At 72.1% G+C, this 19,033-nt stretch carries 19 protein-coding genes and 1 tRNA gene; 10 read left to right on the top strand and 10 right to left on the bottom strand.

The features are described from left to right. Positions 1 to 111: 111 nt before the first annotated feature. Positions 112 to 2,154 (bottom strand): bifunctional glycosyltransferase 87/phosphatase PAP2 family protein, encoded by a 2,043-nt coding sequence (locus ACWD3E_RS03875; protein ID WP_451385920.1) that lies wholly within the window; start codon positions 2,152 to 2,154, stop codon positions 112 to 114. A 391-nt stretch (positions 2,155 to 2,545) separates the two neighbouring features. On the opposite strand from ACWD3E_RS03875, the gene ACWD3E_RS03870 reads away from it, so the two are divergent. Further along, positions 2,546 to 3,217, top strand: coding sequence for an O-methyltransferase (locus ACWD3E_RS03870; protein ID WP_451385919.1), 672 nt, complete (start codon positions 2,546 to 2,548; stop codon positions 3,215 to 3,217). A 78-nt stretch (positions 3,218 to 3,295) separates the two neighbouring features. Here ACWD3E_RS03870 and ACWD3E_RS03865 read toward each other — a convergent pair whose 3' ends face one another. Beyond that, on the bottom strand, positions 3,296 to 3,688 hold the full coding sequence (locus ACWD3E_RS03865; protein WP_451385918.1) for a hypothetical protein: 393 nt from the start codon (positions 3,686 to 3,688) through the stop codon (positions 3,296 to 3,298). Between the two features lie 134 nt (positions 3,689 to 3,822). Here ACWD3E_RS03865 and ACWD3E_RS03860 point away from each other — a divergent pair, with 134 nt between their 5' ends. After that, on the top strand, positions 3,823 to 4,311 hold the full coding sequence (locus ACWD3E_RS03860) for a DnaJ family domain-containing protein (protein ID WP_451385917.1): 489 nt from the start codon (positions 3,823 to 3,825) through the stop codon (positions 4,309 to 4,311). Further along, complete coding sequence (locus ACWD3E_RS03855; protein WP_451385916.1) at positions 4,280 to 4,798, top strand: GNAT family N-acetyltransferase; 519 nt, start codon at positions 4,280 to 4,282, stop codon at positions 4,796 to 4,798. The genes ACWD3E_RS03860 and ACWD3E_RS03855 overlap by 32 nt, the downstream gene beginning before the upstream one ends. Here ACWD3E_RS03855 and ACWD3E_RS03850 read toward each other — a convergent pair. Further along, entirely contained in the window at positions 4,791 to 6,830 is a 2,040-nt protein-coding gene (locus ACWD3E_RS03850; protein ID WP_451385915.1) for an MDR family MFS transporter, read from the bottom strand. The two genes, ACWD3E_RS03855 and ACWD3E_RS03850, sit on opposite strands and share 8 nt — an antisense overlap. Before the next feature lie 185 nt (positions 6,831 to 7,015). Between ACWD3E_RS03850 and ACWD3E_RS03845 the strand changes: the two genes are divergently transcribed. Next, positions 7,016 to 7,915 (top strand): peptidoglycan-binding domain-containing protein, encoded by a 900-nt coding sequence (locus ACWD3E_RS03845; protein WP_451385914.1) that lies wholly within the window; start codon positions 7,016 to 7,018, stop codon positions 7,913 to 7,915. A gap of 113 nt (positions 7,916 to 8,028) precedes the next feature. Here the strand turns inward: ACWD3E_RS03845 and ACWD3E_RS03840 are convergent, their stop codons facing one another. Both ACWD3E_RS03840 and ACWD3E_RS03835 read right to left on the bottom strand, forming a co-directional pair. Next, on the bottom strand, positions 8,029 to 8,685 hold the full coding sequence (locus tag ACWD3E_RS03840) for an HAD-IA family hydrolase (RefSeq protein ID WP_451385913.1): 657 nt from the start codon (positions 8,683 to 8,685) through the stop codon (positions 8,029 to 8,031). Between the two features lie 148 nt (positions 8,686 to 8,833). Further along, positions 8,834 to 9,415: a TMEM165/GDT1 family protein gene (locus tag ACWD3E_RS03835; RefSeq protein ID WP_451385912.1), complete on the bottom strand. Its 582-nt coding sequence runs from the start codon at positions 9,413 to 9,415 to the stop codon at positions 8,834 to 8,836. 377 nt (positions 9,416 to 9,792) lie between these two features. Here ACWD3E_RS03835 and ACWD3E_RS03830 point away from each other — a divergent pair, with 377 nt between their 5' ends. Beyond that, on the top strand, positions 9,793 to 10,437 hold the full coding sequence (locus ACWD3E_RS03830) for an HNH endonuclease family protein (protein WP_451351268.1): 645 nt from the start codon (positions 9,793 to 9,795) through the stop codon (positions 10,435 to 10,437). Between the two features lie 73 nt (positions 10,438 to 10,510). Here ACWD3E_RS03830 and ACWD3E_RS03825 read toward each other — a convergent pair whose 3' ends face one another. Further along, positions 10,511 to 11,137 (bottom strand): DedA family protein, encoded by a 627-nt coding sequence (locus tag ACWD3E_RS03825; protein ID WP_451385911.1) that lies wholly within the window; start codon positions 11,135 to 11,137, stop codon positions 10,511 to 10,513. Positions 11,138 to 11,250: 113 nt separating this feature from the next. Then, entirely contained in the window at positions 11,251 to 11,688 is a 438-nt protein-coding gene (locus tag ACWD3E_RS03820; RefSeq protein WP_451385910.1) for a nuclear transport factor 2 family protein, read from the bottom strand. 119 nt (positions 11,689 to 11,807) lie between these two features. On the opposite strand from ACWD3E_RS03820, the gene ACWD3E_RS03815 reads away from it, so the two are divergent. Then, positions 11,808 to 12,407: a TetR/AcrR family transcriptional regulator gene (locus tag ACWD3E_RS03815; RefSeq protein ID WP_451385909.1), complete on the top strand. Its 600-nt coding sequence runs from the start codon at positions 11,808 to 11,810 to the stop codon at positions 12,405 to 12,407. Between the two features lie 17 nt (positions 12,408 to 12,424). On the opposite strand, the gene ACWD3E_RS03810 is transcribed toward ACWD3E_RS03815, so the two are convergent. Next, positions 12,425 to 14,329, bottom strand: a complete 1,905-nt coding sequence (locus ACWD3E_RS03810; protein ID WP_451385908.1) for an FAD/NAD(P)-binding protein — start codon at positions 14,327 to 14,329, stop codon at positions 12,425 to 12,427. Positions 14,330 to 14,490: 161 nt separating this feature from the next. Then, positions 14,491 to 14,721: a DUF2277 domain-containing protein gene (locus ACWD3E_RS03805; protein WP_451385907.1), complete on the bottom strand. Its 231-nt coding sequence runs from the start codon at positions 14,719 to 14,721 to the stop codon at positions 14,491 to 14,493. A 93-nt stretch (positions 14,722 to 14,814) separates the two neighbouring features. Between ACWD3E_RS03805 and ACWD3E_RS03800 the strand changes: the two genes are divergently transcribed. Both ACWD3E_RS03800 and ACWD3E_RS03795 read left to right on the top strand, forming a co-directional pair. Continuing rightward, on the top strand, positions 14,815 to 15,714 hold the full coding sequence (locus ACWD3E_RS03800) for a ketopantoate reductase family protein (RefSeq protein ID WP_451385906.1): 900 nt from the start codon (positions 14,815 to 14,817) through the stop codon (positions 15,712 to 15,714). Positions 15,715 to 16,101: 387 nt separating this feature from the next. Beyond that, complete coding sequence (locus tag ACWD3E_RS03795) at positions 16,102 to 16,440, top strand: hypothetical protein (protein ID WP_451385905.1); 339 nt, start codon at positions 16,102 to 16,104, stop codon at positions 16,438 to 16,440. Positions 16,441 to 16,490: 50 nt separating this feature from the next. Here ACWD3E_RS03795 and ACWD3E_RS03790 read toward each other — a convergent pair. After that, positions 16,491 to 16,562: transfer RNA gene (locus ACWD3E_RS03790), tRNA-Val, on the bottom strand. A gap of 224 nt (positions 16,563 to 16,786) precedes the next feature. Here ACWD3E_RS03790 and ACWD3E_RS03785 point away from each other — a divergent pair. Together ACWD3E_RS03785 and ACWD3E_RS03780 are read left to right on the top strand one after the other, a co-directional pair. Further along, positions 16,787 to 17,554 (top strand): DUF4097 family beta strand repeat-containing protein, encoded by a 768-nt coding sequence (locus ACWD3E_RS03785; RefSeq protein WP_451385904.1) that lies wholly within the window; start codon positions 16,787 to 16,789, stop codon positions 17,552 to 17,554. A gap of 74 nt (positions 17,555 to 17,628) precedes the next feature. After that, positions 17,629 to 19,029 (top strand): hypothetical protein, encoded by a 1,401-nt coding sequence (locus ACWD3E_RS03780; RefSeq protein WP_451385903.1) that lies wholly within the window; start codon positions 17,629 to 17,631, stop codon positions 19,027 to 19,029. The last annotated feature ends 4 nt before the right edge of the window (positions 19,030 to 19,033 follow it).

Genomic DNA, 19,033 nt, shown 5'->3' with positions numbered 1-19,033 from the left:
CCGAGGCACAGGCCGAGCCGGCCCGGGAGTGGGAACAGCTGCACCGCGACCACCGTGACCGGATGCGGCCGGGTGTGGCCGGGTGTGGCCGGGTGTCATGGACAAGGCCCGTCAGCCGGTCTCCCCCACCAGCTCCGGTTCCCTCTCCGCCGCCACCGCCGTGACCATCCGCGCCCGCGGCCCCTGGAACAGGTACGACAGCCCGAACCCCGCCGTCACCACCACCGCGCCGCCGACCGCGTCCAGCACCCAGTGGTTGCCGGTGGCGACGATGGCCGAGACGGTGAAGAAGGGGTGGAGCAGACCGAGGGCCTTCATCCACCACCTCGGGGCGATGATCGCGATGACGACGCCGCACCACAGGGACCAGCCGAAGTGCAGGGACGGCATCGCCGCGTACTGGTTGGTCAGAGCCGTCAGCGTGCCGTAGTCCGGCTTGGAGAAGTCCTGGACGCCGTGGACGGTGTCGATCATGCCGAGGGACGGCATCAGGCGCGGCGGGGCCAGCGGGAAGAGCCAGAAGCCGACCAGGGCGAGCAGAGTGGCGAAGCCGAGGGAGGCACGGGCCCAGCGGTAGTCGACCGGGCGGCGCCAGTAGAGGACGCCGAGGATCGTGAGAGGCACTACGAAGTGGAAGGACTCGTAGTAGAAGTCGAAGAAGCTCCGCAGCCAGTCGATCTTCACCACGGCGTGGTTGACCGCGCGCTCGATGTCGATGTGCAGGAAACGTTCGAGGTCGAGTATGAGGTGGCCGTGGTGTTCGGCCGTCGCCCGGCCCTCGGAGTTGCTGCCGCCGGTCGCCGCCAGGCGGACCTGCTGGTAGGCCGCGTACGTGACGCGGATGAGGAGCAGCTCCAGCAGGAGGTTGGGGCGGGTGAGAACCCGGCGGAGGAAGGGCAGGAGGGGGACGCGGCGGAAGCGGGCCGGGACCTGCGGCGCGTACTGCGTGGGTATCGGCGTCTGGTAGTACGGCGACGTGCGCGACAGGAACGGTACGGCCGTGGCGGCGGCGACGGCCGCGAGCACCACGATGTTGTCCCGAAGCGGATACAGCACCGACATGTTCGGCAGCATCATCTTCGCCGGGAGGCTCGTCACCAGGATCACCGCCACCGGCCAGACGTAGCGGTCCGAGGCCCGCTTGCCGACCCGGCCGACCACCGCGAGCAGCACCCACAGCAGCTGGTGCTGCCAGGTGGTCGGGGACACGGCGACGGCCGCGCAGCCGGTGATGGCGACGGCGAGCAGGAGCTGCCCGTCGTGGGCGTAGCGGACGGCGCGGCGCAGGGCGAGGGCGGCGACGGCGGCGCTCAGGAGAAGGAAGAGCGTGATCTCCAGGGGGCCGCTCAGGTGCAGGCGGAGCAGGGCGCCGTGCAGGGACTGGTTGCCGAGGGCGTCGGCCTTGCCGCCGAGGCCGACACCGGCCATGTGGTGGACCCAGTACGTGTACGAGTCGTGCGGCATCGCGGCCCAGGCGAGCGCGGTGCACGCGGCGAAGGCGGCGGCCGTGCCGAGGGTGGCCTTGCGGCGGCCGGTGAACCACAGCAGCGGGGCGAAGAGCAGGACGGTCGGCTGGAGCGCGGCGGCCACGCCTATGCACAGGCCGCTCGCGCGCTCGCCGCGCACGGTGAAGCAGCCGAGCAGCACCAGCAGCACCGGGATGATGCTGGTCTGGCCGAGCCAGAGGGCGTTGCGGACCGGCAGGGACAGCATGAGCAGGCTGACGGCGACCGGCGCGGCCAGCAGCGAGGTGCGGCGGCCGACGGGCTGGGGCAGCGCGCGGGCGGCGACCAGGCCGAGGGCCACGACCAGCAGCAACGAGCCGAAGGTCCAGCCCCAGCCGAGGGCGGCTTCGGCCGATCGGGTGAGCGGTTTGAGCACCCACCCGCCGAAGGGGGTGCCGGTGAACCGCGTCGAGTCGTACAGCGAGCCCTTCACGTGCAGCACGCCGTGCGGGCCGACCCAGGTCTCCAGGTCGGTGAGCCGTTGGCCGCGCGGGGTGGTGAGGACGACGGCCACCTGCCGTACCGCGAGGATCGCCGCCACCGCCCACAGCGCGAGCCGGGCGGCGCGCAGGCGGGCTCCGACCGCCGCAGCCCCGAAGGAATCCGTCAAGGCATCCGTCGCTCGACCGCTGTGCTCCACGTTCGCCACGCCTCGTCGGCCTCCCGCCCCGTACGTCCCGGCACGCCGGATGCGGCCGGATTTCCTCCGCGGACCCAAAAGGCTCGCAGACCCCCCGGAGGTGGACGCAGGCAACCCCTGCTTCACCTGACAGCCGTCCTCCTTTTGTCCGGATGACGATAGTCCGAGGGGGTCGGGGTTGCCCCTCCGGGGCGCGAGAAGGATCACAGGCGAGGGAGGGAACGGCTCCGCGTGGGCGGGTGAGCACCGCGCCCCCCCCCGGGCGCCTCAGCCGATATCCGCGCCGTTCCGGCCGATCTTCACGCCGGTTCCGGCCGATCTCCGCGCCGTCAGAGCCGATCCCCGCGCCGATCGGCTGGGATAATGAGCCCGGACAGACACTCCGAAAGGCGGCAGGGGCATGACCGGGTCGCAGATCTGGGACGACGTCGACTTCTACTTTTCCAGCCATCTCTCACCCGATGACGAGGTGCTCCACGCCGCCCTGCGCGACAGTGAGGCGGCGGGGCTGCCGAACATCAGCGTGACGGCCACGCAGGGCAAGTTCCTGCAACTGCTCGCCCAGGTGCAGGGCGCCCGCACCATCCTGGAGATCGGCACCCTCGCCGGCTACAGCACGATCTGGCTGGCCCGCGCTCTCCCGGAGGACGGCAGGCTGATCTCGCTGGAGTACAGCGCCAAGAACGCAGACGTCGCCATGCGCAACATCGCCCGCGCGGGCCTGGAGCGGATCGTGGAGGTGCGGGTGGGCCCGGCCCTGGAGTCGCTGCCCAAGCTCGCCGACGAGAACCCCGCCCCCTTCGACGTCGTCTTCATCGACGCCGACAAGGCGAACAACGCCCACTACGTGGAGTGGGCGCTCAAGCTCACCCGGGCGGGCAGCCTGATCATCCTGGACAACGTGGTGCGCGGCGGCGAGATCGTCGACGGCGAGAGCACCGAGCCGGACATCATCGGCACCCGCGACGCGATCGAGCTGATCGCCCTGCACCCGAGACTGAGCGGCACGGCGGTGCAGACCGTGGGCAGCAAGGGCTACGACGGCTTCGCGCTGGCCCGGGTGCTCGCCTGAGCCCGGCCCGCCACGGGACCCGGGTCCGGCACGGGACCGGGGTCCGCCACGGGGCCTGGGCCGCCGGCGCCTGAAGGCTCACATGTCGTGGTAGAAGCCGACGTTGACGCTGCGCGGCTCCACGCGGTCCTGGATCACCAGCTCGCCGGAGCCGCCGCGCGGCAGCCGCACGGAGCCGCCGTAGGCGACGAGCTGGGCGTACTCCCCGACGGTCAGCCGCACCTCGGAGGCCGGTTCGGCCTGCGAGCCGCGCAGCCAGGACACCTGCCAGACACCGTCGGGGCCGCACAGGAACTCCAGGTGGACGCGGGAGACGAACAGCCAGTCCTCGGGCGTGACCAGCCGGCACACGGCCGCGTCCCGGCCCACCCGCAGCACGGCACCCGGCTCGGTGGGCGCGTCGGCCATCGACATGCCGGCCGTGGCGCCCGCTTCCGCCCCGGAGACGGTGGCCATGGTGAGTTCGAGCACGCGTGTTCCCCTTGAAACGACCGGAACCTCTGCGAGGCCGGTGACCTTGTGACGCCCCTGCGCGGCGGCCGGGTGGCCATTCCGCCGCCGCATGATAAAACGCCCGGCCGGGCCCCGTCCGGCACAATGGGTTCATGACCGAGCGAAAGCCACCGGGCGTCCCGTTCGAGTCCTGGGCCGACAAGCAGATCCGCGATGCTCAGCGGCGCGGCGAGTTCGACCGGCTGCCGGGTGCGGGCGAGCCGCTGCCCGACGGCATCGACTCCGCCTACGACGAACTGTGGTGGGTCAAGCGGAAGTTGGTCCGCGAGGGCCTGGCCGTGCTGCCCCCGGCCCTGGCCCTGCGCAAGGAGGCCGAGGACGCGCTCGAGGCGGCCTGCGCGGCGCCCTCCGAGCGCATGGCACGGAAGATCATCGAGGACGTCAACGTCAAGATCCGCGACATGATGTTCAAGCCCCCGCCCGGCCCGCCGCTGGGCAAGAAGCCGTACGACGTCGAAGAGGTCGTACGCGAGTGGCGGCGGCGCAGGGCCGGCGCCGGCGCCCGTGCCACCGGAAAACCGCACGCGGAAGACGCGCCCATGCGGGATCATGCGCGGCATGACGTGGACGATCGCCACTGAGCCGTACGACTCCCCGGCCGCCGCCGCGCTGTGGCGGGCGTACTACACGGAGGTCAGCGACCGCTGGTACCTGCTGCACGAGAACCGGCGCACCGACCCGGACGAGCTGGAGCGGGAGATCGCGGCCCGGACCGGCGCGGAACTCGCCCCGCCCGCCGGACAGTTGCTGATCGCGCGGTACGACGGCGAGCCGGCCGGTTCGGCGGGCGTACGGCTCCTGGATTCGGACACGGCGGAACTGACCAGGGTCTTCCTGTACGAGCGGATGCGCGGCCGGGGCGGTGCCGCGCCGCTCGTCGCCGCCGCCGAGGAAGCCGCCCGCGCCCTCGGTGCCAAGTGCCTCGTCCTCGACACCCGGTCGGACCTGGTGGAGGCCCGCGCCCTGTACGCCCGGCTCGGCTACACCGAGACCGGCCCGCACAACGACGACCAGTACGCCGAACACTGGTTCCGCAAGGACCTGTTGCCGCACAGCGCCGTCAACTGAGCCTGGCCGCAGGCCCGTCGTAGGGCTCTTCGCGCTCCGAGCCGCACATCTCGTCGCTGAGCTCCTTGACCAGCTTGACCAGGTCGGTCGGATGGCGCGGCTCCCACCAGTCGCCGAGCAGTTCGGCCAGGGACTCCTCGCGGGCCGTGGCGAGCCGTTCGGCGGCCTCGCGGCCGGACTCGGTCAACACGAGGTCCAGGCCCTGGCGTTCTGCCAGCCGCCGCTCCTCGACCTGGCGGGCGGCGGCGATGACCCGGTGGAACGGGACGGGTCCGCGCTCGGCGAGCACCCCCGGCTCCACCGAGCCGAACTTGCGCATGCGCAGCAGCAGCCAGCTGGCGGCGGGCAGCAGGTCGTACCCGGCCCGCGCGGTGATCTTCCGGTACACCTCGCGGCGCCCCTCTTCGGTGCCGAGCACGGACAGGGACCGGCAGCACTCGTCGTAGGAGGACCGCTCGACCGGGTTCGGCGCGATGGTCTCGGAGACGTCCGGCACGGTGACCGAGGCGCGCAGCCGGTCCTCCTTGAGGAACCAAGCGAGCAGGAAGCCGAGGGCGGCGACGGGCGCGGCGTACAGGAACACGTCCGTGATGGCGGACGCGTAGGCGTGCAGGGCCGCCGGGCGCAGGCCGGGCGGCAGGGCCGCGATCCCGCGCGGGTCGGCCTTGAGGGCGGCGGGGGTGGCGCCGGGCGGCAGGCGCACGCCCCGGAAGGCGGCGGCGAGCTTGTCGCCGAGGCGGCTCGCGAAGACGGTGCCGAAGACGGCCACGCCGAAGGAGGCGCCGATGGAGCGGAAGAAGGTGGCGCCGGAGGTGGCGACGCCCAGGTCCTCGTAGGCGACCGCGTTCTGCACGATGAGGATGAGGACCTGCATGACCAGGCCGAGGCCGAGGCCGAAGACGAAGAAGTAGACGCTCATCTCGGCGGTCGGGCTGTGCTCGTCGAGCCGGTGCAGGAGGAGCAGGCCGATGGTGGTCACGGCGGTGCCGGCGATGGGGAACACCTTCCAGCGGCCGGTGCGGCTGACGATCTGCCCGGAGATCGTGGAGGAGAGCAGCAGCCCGACGACCATCGGCAGCATGTACACGCCCGACACGGTCGGGGAGATGCCGTGCACGACCTGGAGGAAGGTCGGCAGATAGGTCAACGCGCCGAACATGGCGAAGCCGATGATGAAGCTGATGACGGCGACCAGGCTGAAGGTGCGCATGCGGAACAGCTTGAGCGGCAGGACGGGTTCGGCGGCCCGGCGTTCGACGCCGACGAAGACGACGGCGAGGGCGACGCCCAGCATGCCGATCCCGATGATCTGCGCCGAGCCCCAGGCCCAGGTCGTACCGCCGAGCGAGGCGACCAGCACCAGGCAGGTGGCGACGGAGGCGATCAGGAAGGTGCCGAGGTAGTCGATGACGTGGGGGGAGGTGCGGCGCGGGATGTGCAGGGCGGCGGCGATGACGGCGAGCGCGACGACACCTACGGGCAGGTTGACGTAGAAGACCCAGCGCCAGCTCAGGTGCTCCGTGAACACCCCGCCGAGCAGCGGCCCGAGCACGCTGGTGGCGCCGAACACGGCCCCGAACAGCCCCTGGTACCGGCCGCGGTCGCGCGGCGGTACGACATCGCCGACAATCGCCATGGACAGCACCATCAGCCCGCCGCCGCCCAGCCCCTGGAGCGCGCGGAAGCCGATGAGCTGGGACATGTTCTGCGCGGCCCCGCACAGCGCGGAGCCGACCAGGAAGATGACGATCGCGGTCTGGAACAGCCGCTTGCGCCCGTACTGGTCGCCGAGCTTGCCCCACAGCGGGGTCGCGGCGGTCGAGGCGAGCAGATAGGCGGTGACCACCCAGGACAGGTGCTCCAGTCCGCCGAGGTCGCTGACGATCGTCGGCAGCGCGGTCGACACGATGGTCTGGTCGAGGGCGGCGAGCAGCAGACCGAGCATCAGAGCACCGATCGAGACGAGCACATTGCCCGGAACGTGTTCGCTGTCCCTCGCGTCCCTCGCCGTGCCGTGCGTGTCCAGGGCCATGGAGACCTCCCGGGGCTCGGGTGCACGGGTGCACGGGCTCAGGGTGCACCTCTTCCATCCTGGGTGGTGTCACCGCTTATGGCCTGTTGAGTTCACTGAGTGGCCGATTTGCCGCGTGTTCCGGTTCGGCAAATGTGGAGGAGGTCTGCCTAAACTCGGGAGTTCCCGAGGGGAGGGGCGAACGCGTGACGGAACCGACGGGCCACAGCTGCCCGGAATGCGGGGCACCGAGGGGGCCGGACAACACCCCGTCCTGCGACTGCACCCAGCGGGCCTCGGACGCTCTTCGCGAGGCCCGCATGGCTCAGGCGGCAGCGGCGGAGGACTTCGACCCGCTGCGCATACGCCCCTACATCGAGGTCCCGGAGCCGTCCGGGCCCGAACCGGACCCCTCCGGCCTGCGGCTTTTCGAGGAGGATCCGGCGCTCTCCGGGGACGGCCCCGGCATGGCGGAGACGACGGTTGCGGCAGAGGCAGCGGCCGAGGAGGGGCGGCCCCGGCGCCGTACCCGTCGCACGGCCGTGCTGGCGGTCGCGGGCGCGGGGGTCGCGGTCGTGGCGGGGGCCGGTTTCGCGAGCGGGCTGTTCGGCTACCAGGCGCCGTCCCGGGACCGGGCGGCCCAGGAGGTTCGGCAGAGCGTCCCGGAGGTGACGGCATCGGACACCCCGGCGTCGCCGTCGTCCGCGTCCTCCCCGCCCTCCACCGCGGCCTGGCAGCCCACGCCGCCCCCGTCCCCGTCGGCCACCCCGAGCCGGTCGGCCACCCCGTCGCCGTCGGCGCTCACCCCGACGGTGTCCCGCTCGGCCTCCCCGGCCGCGTCGGAGACGGCCTCCGGCAGCCCGGACATGGCGCCGGCTCCCGGTCTGGTGCTGCGGCGCGGCGACAAGGGTCCGGAGGTCACCGAACTCCAGCTGCGGCTGCGCCAGTTGAACCTCTACAGCGACGAGGTCAACGGCGTCTTCACCCGCCCGGTGGAGAACTCGGTGCGCAACTACCAGCTGGCCCGGGGCATCCGGGGCGACGACCTCGGGACGTACGGCCCGGCGACGCGGACGAGCCTGGAGTCGGAGACGTCACGGTCCTGAGCGTCTCTGATCGGCTCAGTGATCCCCGGTGTTGCTCAGGGATGTGAGCCGATCGGGCGTGCGCGTGACGGTCTGCCGCAGACCACGGAACGCCGATCGGCGTGTACGAGGGCTCAGCCGATGTGAAGGCGGATCGTTCCGTCCGCCGAGGCCTCGACGCGCACCTCGGTGAGGTCGCGTACGACGACACCGGGGCCGTGGACCGCGGCCCGCGGCCCGACCCCCACGACCGTCATGCCCGCGGCGCGCCCCGCCGCGATGCCCGCGCCGGAGTCCTCGAAGACGATGCAGTCCGCCGGCTCGACGCCCAGTTCGGCGGCGCCCTTCAGGAAGCCCTCGGGGTCGGGCTTGCTCGCGCCGACCGACTCGGCGGTGATGCGCACCTCGGGCAGCGGGAGGCCGGCGGCGGCCATGCGGGCCGTGGAGAGGGCGACGTCGGCGGAGGTCACCAGGGCGTGCGGGAGGCCGCGCAGGGCGGCGAGGAACGCGCTCGCGCCGGGGACCTCGACCACGCCGTCCATGTCGGCGGTCTCCTCCGCGAGCAGGCGGGCGTTGTCGGCGAAGTTCTGCTCCCTGGGCCGGTCGGGCAGCAGGACGGCCATCGAGGCGTGGCCCTGGCGGCCGTGGACGACCCGCATCACCTCGTCGCCGTCCAGCCCGTGTCCCGCCGCCCAGCGCCGCCAGACGCGCTCGACCACGGTGTCCGAGTTGACGAGGGTGCCGTCCATGTCGAGCAGGAGGGCACGGGCGGTGAGGACGGTGGCCGGCATCGGCAGCTCCAAGAAGGGGTGCAAGGGGACAAGGCGGCCCCGCCCGCCGGTCAGGGAAAACGAGCGGGAGCCACTTTGTTTCTCTACGGTACAAAATCCGGGGCGGATCGCGCCACCGCCTCCCACGAGGGTTCACCGTCCGTTCAGCTCAGCCCGCGATGGCCTCGTAGAGGCTCCACACGCCGAGGCCCAGCATCAGCAGCGCCGCGATCTGCGTGATCAGCCGCAGCGGAACCCGCCTCATCAGGGCCTTTCCGCCGACGATGCCGAGACCGGCGACGGCCCACAGACCGAGCACCGCACCCAGGCCGACGGAGATCGGGGCGTCGTAGCGGGCGGCGAGGTTGGCGGTCATGATCTGGGTGAGATCGCCGAACTCGGCGACCAGGATGAGCATGAAGCCCGTACCCGCCACCTTCCAGAAGGACTGGTCGGCGGGCTTCTTGATCTCCTCCTCGTCCTCGTCCTTCTTCATCAGCAGCACGGCGGCGCCGCCGAGGAAGAGGACGCCGGTGATCGCGTGCACGATCTGCTGCGGCAGCAGGGTCAGGACGCTGCCGGCCGCGACGGCGAGCACGACGTGCAGCAGGAAGGCGGCGGCGACGCCCGCGAAGACGTACGAGGCACGGTAGCGGGTGCCGAGGACGAGACCGGCGAGCGCGGTCTTGTCCGGCAGTTCGGCAAGGAAGATGACGCCGAAGACGAGCGCCGTCACGGTGATGCTGATCAAGGGTCCTCAATCGGTCGGGGGCTGCCCCACCGAGAGTGCTGCACTTCACATGAGACACCTCGGCACGGCAGCACACTCGGTACCCGCGCCACGGGGCACGGGTGTGTACTGCTGGCCGAAGGTCTCGCTGGGCGGTCCGCACGGGATCCGCCTCCGGGCGCCGGCTCAGGCTGGCTGAGCAGTATGTCGACGGTCCGGCGAAGAGCTACTCCCCTTCTGCGCCGTCCATGGTACGCGATGCGAAAGCTGCGCCGGCAAGACTTGTAATGTCATGGACACGTCATTAGCTTCTTACCGAGCGCTCATCTTGCAGCTGCACCGCAACGCGAGCATTCCCTGGCTCGCGCCCAATACCCCCACACCACAAGGGAGTTCGCATGTCGAAATTCTACGCGCGTCGACGAGTGGGCATACTCACGGCCCTCACGGGCCTGCTCGCCTCCGTCGCCCTGTTCAACTCCCCGAGCGCCTCCGCGGCCCTCCCGACGCCGGTCAGCGCCGCCACCGCGCGCAGCTACCTCTCCCAGCTCACCGTGGCCACCGAGAACCGCACCGGCTACAGCCGCTCGCTGTTCCCGACCTGGATCACCATCTCCGGCACCTGCAACACCCGCGAGTGGATCCTCAAGCGGGACGGCTCGAACGTCGTCACCGACTCCGCCTGCGTCGCCCGGAGCGGCAGCTGGTACTCCCCGTACGACGGCGCCACCTGGACCGCCGCGTCCGACCTCGACATCGACCACCTCGTCCCGCTCGCCGAGGCCTGGGACTCCGGCGCGAGCAGGTGGACCACCGCCCAGCGGCAGTCCTTCGCCAACGACGTCACCCGCCCGCAGCTCCTCGCGGTCACCGACAACGTCAACCAGGCCAAGGGCGACCAGGACCCGGCCACGTGGGTGCCGTCGCGCTCCGCGTACGTCTGCACGTACGTGCGGGCCTGGGTGCAGGTGAAGTACTACTACAACCTGTCGGTCGACTCGGCCGAGAAGAGCGCGCTGACGAACTACCTGGCGAGCTGCTGAGCCACCTGGCGAGCCGCCGGTAAGCGCCGTAGGGCCTACCGGCGGTATGCCCCCGGGTGCGGGCCCGGTCGCGTCAGGAAGCCGGCCGGCGGCGCATCACGTAGGCCGCCGCCGCGCCCGCCCCGAACAGGGCCGCCAGCGACACCCCCGTGGCCAGCCAGGTCGCGCCCAGCCACCGGGCGCCGAAGTAGCCGAGGGCCACGCTGTAGGCGGCCCAGGAGAGTCCGGCCAGGGCGGACCACGGCACGAAGTCGCGGGCGCGGCGGTGGGCGGCGCCCGCGCAGAAGGAGACGACCGAGCGCCCGGCCGGGGCGAAACGGGCCAGCACGACCAGGGCGCCGCCGCCCCGGGACAGGGCCTCGCCGAGACGTTCCTGCGCGGTGGTGAGCCGCCGCGAGCGGGCTATCGCACGGTCCAGCCGCTCCCCGCCGCGCCAGGCCAGCCTGTAGGCGACCAGGTCACCGAGGACCGAGGCTGTGGCCGCGGACAGGATCAGGGCGGCGATGTCCGGCACCCCGTGCGAGACCCCGCCCGCCGCCGCGTCCGAACCCGCCGCCGCGGCGGTGCCCGCGGTGATGACGAGGACTCCGCTCGGCAGTACCGGCACGAACACGTCCAGCAGGACGGACAGCGCCACCATGGCGTAGATCCAGGGTCCGGCCACCAGTGACGCGGCTAGTGACCCCACGCTCTCCAACACGACAACTCCCCCGTTGCTCCCCCGACGACAGCCATACAGCGTACGCCGGGGGTGTGACAGGAGGTGCGTCGGGGGCGTTCAGCCAGGCGGCGGGCCCCCGGCCCGCACGGCACTCACTTGTTTTCCAGCGCCTTCACCAGCATCGGCAGGGCGCCGCCGGCCACGATGAGGGCAAGGTGGTCGGTGTAGCCCCGGCTGTGGACGATCAGGCCGTCGCGGACCCGCAGCACCTGGATGGCGGAGACCTCGAAGGTCCGCTCGGTCACCCGGTGGTACACCTTGTAGTCGAACTCGGCGACGACCACCTCCGCGTCGTCGGTTTCCCGTATGACCACGTTCATGGGGGTCAGCTCCATGGGCGCGCCGGCGGCCTGGGCGAACCGCTCATTGATTGCGGCCCGCCCCTCGAACCGGCGCGGACCGACCGGCTCGAAGGCACTCTCCATCACCCCGTCCTCGGCATAAAGATCAGCCAGCTCCGTGTACCTTCCCGCACCGGTGCCCTCGATCAGCTTCTCGACGACCTCGCGGGGTGAAAGCGTTTCGGACATGATCAACCTCCAGTGTTATCTGCGACCAGAATCGGACTAGAGACTCCGGTTCTGAGGATACGGACTGAAGACTCCGGTTGTCCAGGATGGTTGACTGTCGACCGAGAGAGGTGAGAGGGATGAGCGACGCTCGTGAGCGCCCGCTGCGGGCGGATGCGGCCCGCAACCGGGCCAGGCTGCTGGACGTCGCCACTGAGGTGTTCGTCACCCGCGGCATCGGGGTGCCGACCGAGGAGATCGCCCGGAGCGCCGGTGTCGGAGTCGGCACGCTCTTCCGGCACTTCCCGACCAAGGAGGCGCTGCTGGAGGCGGTCATGGCGCGAAGGGTGGAGGCCATGGCGGCCCGGACCGCACAGCTGACCGCCGAGGCCGGGCCCGCCGAGGCGTTTTTCGCCTGCTTCCGCCTGATGGTGGAACAGGCCGCGGGCAAGGACGAGTTCACCCAGGCTCTCGCCGCGGCCGGGGTCGACGTCCACACGTCTCTGCGGGAGCCGATCATGGAGATCCAGGCCCGGCTGGCCGAGCTGCTGACCGGGGCGCAAGAGGCCGGGGCGGTCCGCCGGGAACTGGGCCTGCCGGAGCTCACCGCCCTGCTGGCCGGCACCAGCAGGGCGATGGAACAACTGAAACAACTGGAAGAACTGGAACAGCGGGGAGCGGACCCGGCACCCCGGGAGCGGATCTTCGAGGTGGTGTTCGACGGGCTGCGGCCACGTTGAACCAGGTCCCGCATCACCTAATCAATGCTTGCAAGTTCAGCATCAGGCTGCGACGCCTGCCCCACCCGCGGTTCCGCTTGCGGTTCCGCTTCAGCCATGGCCGCACGCAGCACGGCCCGCGCCACCGCGTCGGCGTCCGAGAGCGTGACCGAGTCCACCCCCGGCCGGGCACCCGCGGCCGTCACCCAGTGCACCCCCTCCGTCGGCACACCGAAGGCGAACCTCCGGGCCTGCACACGGCCTTGACGGTCGATCAGGTGATAGGGGCGCCGCGACACGTCCAGCCCCCCGGTCTCGTAACCGTCCACCCTGTGCGGCCGGCAGCCGCCGTCGGCGAGCAGCCGGGCGAGCAGTTCGTCGGCGGTGCGCCGCAGATCGGGTTCCGGAAGACGCGCCTCTATGAGGGTGGTCACACGGACGTCCGAGCCCGGCACCTCCGGCGAGGACGCCACCCACGCACCGCCCCCGGCACGCACATCGAGACCCGGGCCCAGCACCTCCACCACGCCCGCCTCCAGCAGAGCGGCCAGTTCCTCGATCCGGCGCCGGGGCGGGCCGATGGACAGGAAGGCGTTGAGCGGGGTGTACCAGCGGTCCAGGTGCGCACGGCGGGAGGCACCGGTCAGCCCGCCGTGGTCGACCACCAGCCGTATCTCGTTGCGCAGATCGCGCAGCACGTCGAGGGCCGCCTTGAGCGGGCCGCGCACATTGCCCAGGGCAGCCTGCGCGGCATCCTCGCGCAGATACCCCAGCAGCCAGGCCCGCCACTGGCCCGGATCGGTGAACTCCCGCTCCCCGTACGGCCGGGAGATCCGCTCCCAGCACCAGCGGTCGCCGTCGCTCACCCCGAACTCGTCCAGGAGCAAAGCCTCTTTCGGATCCCCATGGGGTACGGCGAGGAAGCGGCCCGCGAAGTCCGACCGCCCGGTCAGCGCGCTGTAGTAGACCGTCTCCACCTCCTTCGCCACCAACGGCCATATCTCCGCGAGGAAATCGGGCGCATCACCTGAGTCGGCGCGCTCACGGAAGCCCGCTGTCACCTCCGGGGTGAGCACCAGCGGGGTGTGCCGGCCGTACGGGCCCTTGGCGTTGTCGCCGCGGGCCTGGTACGGCACCCCGCGCCGCGACCCGGCGTACAGGCGTGGCTCCCGGCCCGAGGGCGCGTAGCGCAGCGTGCCGTCCGCCGCCCGGCTGAAGCGACCGCCCCTGCCCGTGGTCAACAGGGCCATGTGATCGAAGAAGTTGAGGCCGAGGCCGCGCAGCAGTACCGGTTCACCGGGCGCGAGCGCCGAGAGGTCGACATCGGCCGGATTGGAGGGCGGGACGTGGCGCAGCCCGTGCCGGGCCGCGTGACCGGCCGTACGGCGCCCCTCCTCGTCCGCCGCCGCGGGCAGATGCCCCTGGGCCAGCACCACTGCCGCCAGACCGGACAGCACCCGGCCGTCGTCCAGGGTGAGCACCTGGCGGCCGTCGGCGGTCTCGTCGAGCCGTACGGCACGGGCCCGGTACGTCCGCACGCGCACCGCCGGGGGCGCCTCCCGGACGGTCTTGGCGAACACCCACTCCAGGTAGCGGCCGTAGTGGGCGCGAGTCGGGTAGTCGTCGGGGCCGAGGGTGCCGCCCGCCCACTCGTACAGGCTGGGGCCCGGCCGGATCGGGCCCGCGCAGGTCACGCCGGGGTCCGTGAACAGCGTCACCTGGCTCGCCACGGTGTTCATCAGCAGCTCGGCCGGCTGCGCGGTGCGCCACACCAGCCCGGGTCCGGGCGGCGCCGGGTCGATCACATGGACCGTCAGCCGGACACCGGGCGGGAGCAGCTCCGGCACGGAGGCGCAGAGACGTTCCAGCACGCTGGTGCCGCGCGGTCCGGCCCCGACCAGGGCGACGGAGACCGCGGGGAATTCCTGAGTCGGTGCAGACAAGGGCGCGCTCCCGGTCGATCGGCGTCCGCCGGCTCAAGCGGACGGGGCGCCTCATCTTGCCCTGTGCGGCTTAACGGCCTTGCCTATTGCCCGAGTTGTCTCTCTTGCCGGGGTGATTGGCGGATAATGCGAGGTTTCCCGCGCCTCTTCGGGGTGCGCGCCTACCCCCCGCTCCGCACCGACTGCCCTCGCACCTCCAGCTCCCCGAGCAGTTGCGCCGTCGCCTCGGCCACCGCCGCCACCGCCCGGTCGAACACCTCGCGGTTGTGGGCGGCGGGGGCGCGGAAGCCCGAGACCTTCCGTACGTACTGCAGCGCGGCGGCGTGAATGTCCTCGTCCGTCGCCTCACCGGGCAGCACGGGCGGACGCAGCGTCTTGATACTCCGGCACATGTCCCCAGTCTGGCCCAGCGGGCCCGACCCTGCGAAGATCATGGCCAAGGCGGCCACCGATCCCCGGGGCCGACCGACGAGAGGAACAGCCTCATGGCTCTCCAGAACACCGTGGCCATTCTGGGCCCCGGCGGCACGGGCGGCCTCCTCGCCGCCCTCCTGTCCCGCTCCGGCCATCGCGTCATCTGCCTGGCCCGCAAGGAGACGGCCGACACCCTGCGCGAGACCGGAATCCACGTCCGCAGCAGCCAGTTCGGCGACTTCACCGCCGCCGTCGAGGCGGACACCGAGCTGCGCGAGCCGGTGGACGCCTGCGTGATCGCCGTCAAGCACACGGCACTCGACGCCGCCCTGACCCGTGTCCCGCCGGCCGCCCTGGGCGACGCCCTGCTCGTACCGCTCCTGAACGGCGTCGAACACCCCGCGACACTGCGCGCCCGCTACCGCCCCGACCGCGTGGCCCCCGCCGTGATCCGCGTGGAGTCCACCCGGCTGGCCCCCGGAGTGATCGAACACGGCAGCCCGTTCACGGAGCTCGACCTGGCCGGGGAGGCCGTACCGCGCGCCCGCCTCGAATCCCTTGCGGCCCTGCTGACCGCCGCCGGGACGACCGCCCGCGTGGTCGAGGACGAGACGGCCACCCTGTGGGCCAAGATGGCCTTCCTCGCCCCGTTCGCCCTGCTCACCACGCGGTACGGCGTCCCCCTCGGCGAGGTCCGCACCCGCCACCGCGAGGAGCTGGAAACCCTGGTCGCCGAGACCGCCGCGGTCAGCCGCGCCTGCGGCGCCCCCGCCGACCCGGCCCAGGCCCTGGCCCGCTACGACGCCTTCCCGCCCGCCGCCAAGTCCTCCATGCAACGCGACGCCGAGGCAGGCCGCCCGCTCGAACTGGACGCGATCGGCGGCGCCCTGCTCCGCGCGGCGGACCGCCATGGCGTCCCGGTGCCGCTGACGACCCGCCTGGTACGGGACCTGCACGAGGCCGGCCACTAGGTCCTGTCGTCAAATTCCCCGTCGTCCGCCCGAAGGGCGGGCCCGGCGGCGGCGATGGGGGTGCCCCCGCGCGAGCGCGTTCGAGCGTGGGGGAGCGTGCGACCGCAAGGCGCCGGAGCGGCCTCGATGGAGGTCCCCCCGCGCGAGCGTGTTCGAGCGTGGGGGAGGAGTCACGTGGGCGCTCCGGCAACGATGCGAGCGGGCGTGCCAGGCGTCGCCGGGCAGGCGGGAATTTGACGACAGGGCCTGGGCCACGGCAGGCGGCTGAAGCACAGACGCCCCCTGGTCCGCGGCCACTCGGCCGCGGACCACTCCATCGACTGAACCTCACGACCAACCCCCCGAGCGAACTCGCCTCGCAAAATCGAACAGGCGTAGCATTAGCGCGTGGCTACGACCTATGAATTCCCCAGTGACCTCCGCGCCGGTCAGGAGGAGCTGCATCAGGTCCGGGCCGAGCTGTCGGCCCTGCTCAAGCGGCTGCCGTGGTCGGTCGCGCCGATGGACGCGTTCACCGACGACACCGGCTGGCGCAGGCTCGAGCGGCCCGCCTCCCCCGGCTGGACGGAGGACGAGCAGGCCGAGGTGGAGAAGCTGCGACAGCGGGAGCACGAACTCGCGGTGTTCGTCAGCTGCCACCGCTACTGGGCCGAGGTCGCGGCAGCGGACCGCGTGGAGGCCCGCATGCGGCTCAAGCACGCCCACGAGGACCCGCCGGAAGAGTAAGGAGCAACGCAAAAAGCCCCCGGCCGCGATCGGCCGGGGGCTCCCGTCGGTGGGCGCGGACGGTTTCGAACCGCCGACATCCTGCTTGTAAGGCAGGCGCTCTACCCCTGAGCTACGCACCCGCACCCCGGGCAATGCGCCCAGGACGATTCGACAGCCTACCTTGCCCGGGGCGGTGCACCGCAAACCCGTAACGTGTCCGTCCAGGCCCGACCGGGGGTTATCCCCACCCCCGATACGGAAGCCCGCCGGATCGCGCTCGCCGTCGTAGATCATTTAGCTTCATCCCTGTAAGAACGCACGCCGGCCGCGTGCCGTCGCAGGCCGGTTCAGGGGGAGATGTCGTATGAGTCGTTCCGTTCCCGTTCGTCTGGCTGCTGCCGCCGTGCTGGTGGGGGGTGTGGTCGCGGGGGCCGGTGGGTGTGCTTCCGCCGGTGATGATCAGCATCCTGAGCAGCGGTCCTTCGCGCTGCATGGCCGTACGCTCACCGTCGACTCCGACGACTCGGCGCTGGAGGTCGTCTCCGCCGCGTCGAACCGGGCCGGTACGGTCCGGGTCACCCGGTGGTTCGACGGGTCGGTGCTGGTCGGGAGTGGGCCGAAGGTCAGCTGGGCGATGAAGGATGACCGGCTGGTGCTGCGCGTGAAGTGCTCCGGCGTGCTGGCCGACTGCTCCGCCAAGCACCGTATCGAGGTGCCGCGCGGGATCGCCGTCAAGGTGGAGGACGGGAACGGCAGCGTCAGCGCGCGGGGCTTCGCGGATGCGCTCAGCGTGAGTACGGCCGACGGGTCCGTTCATGTCACCGACTCCACCGGGGCCCTCCGGCTGAACTCCGACGACGGTTCCCTGCGTGCGGAGGTCTCCTCCCGCCAGGTACGGGCCACCACCGCCGACGGCTCGATGGACCTGGAACTCTCCGCCGTGCCGGACCTGGTGGACGCCCGCGCCGCCGACGGCTCGGTCACCGTGGTCGTTCCGCGGGCCCCGTACCGGGTGTCGACGGAGACCGGTGACGGCGCCACCCATGTGTCCGTCCCCCGCGACGACAGCAGCAGCCATGTGGTGTCCGCCCATACCGCCGACGGAAGCATCACCGTGCGCACGGCGAACTGACCGGCCCGTGTGTTCGTCCTCTACGGGTGGGAGAATGACACCCGGCCAGAGCGAACCACAGCACGGGAGGGGAAGTGACGGCGACACCGGGCACGCCAGCCACGCAGCCGTACCCGCAGCCGCCGACCGACCGGCCCCGGCGCGGGCCCACCCCGCTGCGCGACGCCCTCACCCTCATGAGCCTGCCGGTGCTGGCCGCGCTCGCGCTGCCCGCCGCGTTCGCCGGTGGTGGCACCCGGCGCTGGTTCGGGGGGCGGGCGGAGAGCCAGCGGGCCGAGGCGCAGGCCGCGAAGGACGCCGCCGCGGCGGCGTTCTACGAACTCGACACCGCGCAGCGGGATCTGAGGATCTCCATCGAGACCATCACGGCGGTGGACGACTCCCCCGCCGCCCGGCGCGCCGTCTCCGACTTCGCCGCGCTCGGGCAGCGCATCGACGAGGTCAGCCACCGTTACATCGAGGCCGTCGACGCCCATGACCTCGATCGGGACGACCTGGAGGCCTCGACCGCGGTACGGGCGCGCGGCGAGCTGACCGCGGCCAAGGACGAGCTGGTCCGGGTCAAGCAGGAGCTGGACCGGTTCGGCAGCTCGCTCGGGCAGCTGCTCGGCAAGGCCGAGACCCAGCTGGCCCGGCTGGCCCCCGCCGTGGAGCGGGCCCGGCAGGCGCTGCTGGCCGCCAGCAACGCCCTGGACGCCGTAAGGGAGAAGCGGCTGCGGGCCGACGACCTCGCCGGGCGGCTCGCCGCGCTCTCCCCCGAGCTGACGAAGCTGAACCAGGGCGCCGGACAGCACGGCGTGGCCCAGACCCTGGAGCGGGCCGAGCGAGTGCAGCGGGAGGCCGGGGCCATCCGGGCCGAGGCCGAGCGGCTGCCCGAGAAGGCCGCCGAGATCGACCACCGGCTGGTCTCCCTGCGCACCCGCGCCCAGGCGCTGACCACCCGCGCCGGGCAGGTCGACCCGGTCCTCAGCGAGCTGCGCCGGCGGTTCGCGGCGGCCTGCTGGCAGGACCTCCAGCACGTGCCCGAGCAGGCCGCACAGAACGTGCAGCAGGCCGAGCTGAAGCTGCGCGAGGCGCAGGCCGCCCGGGACGCCCAGCGCTGGCCGGACGCCACCTCGCTGCTGTCGACCGTACGGGCCCTGCTGAACACCACCGACGAGGCCGTCTCGGCCGCCCGCGACCGGCTGGAGCGGCTGAACGCCGTGCAGAAGGATCCGCAGCAGGAGATCGAGCGGACCCGGTTCACGATCCGGGACGCCCAGCGGCTGGCCATGACCGGGCGTACGTCCCCGGATCCGCGGCACGCCCGGCCGCTGGACGACGCGGTGGCCCGGCTGGAGCGGGCGGTCGGCACGCTGGAGGGACGGCACCCGGACTACTGGCACTTCCTGACCGAGACGGACGCCGTACGGCAGACGGCGGCGCGGGTGGTGGCACAGATCCGCGAGGAGCGCGGGGGCGGCCCCGCGCACTGAGCCA

Source organism: Streptomyces sp. NPDC002676 (assembly GCF_053592455.1).
Note: the sequence above shows the minus strand (reverse complement) of the source record. Positions and strands in the feature narration are given on the sequence as shown.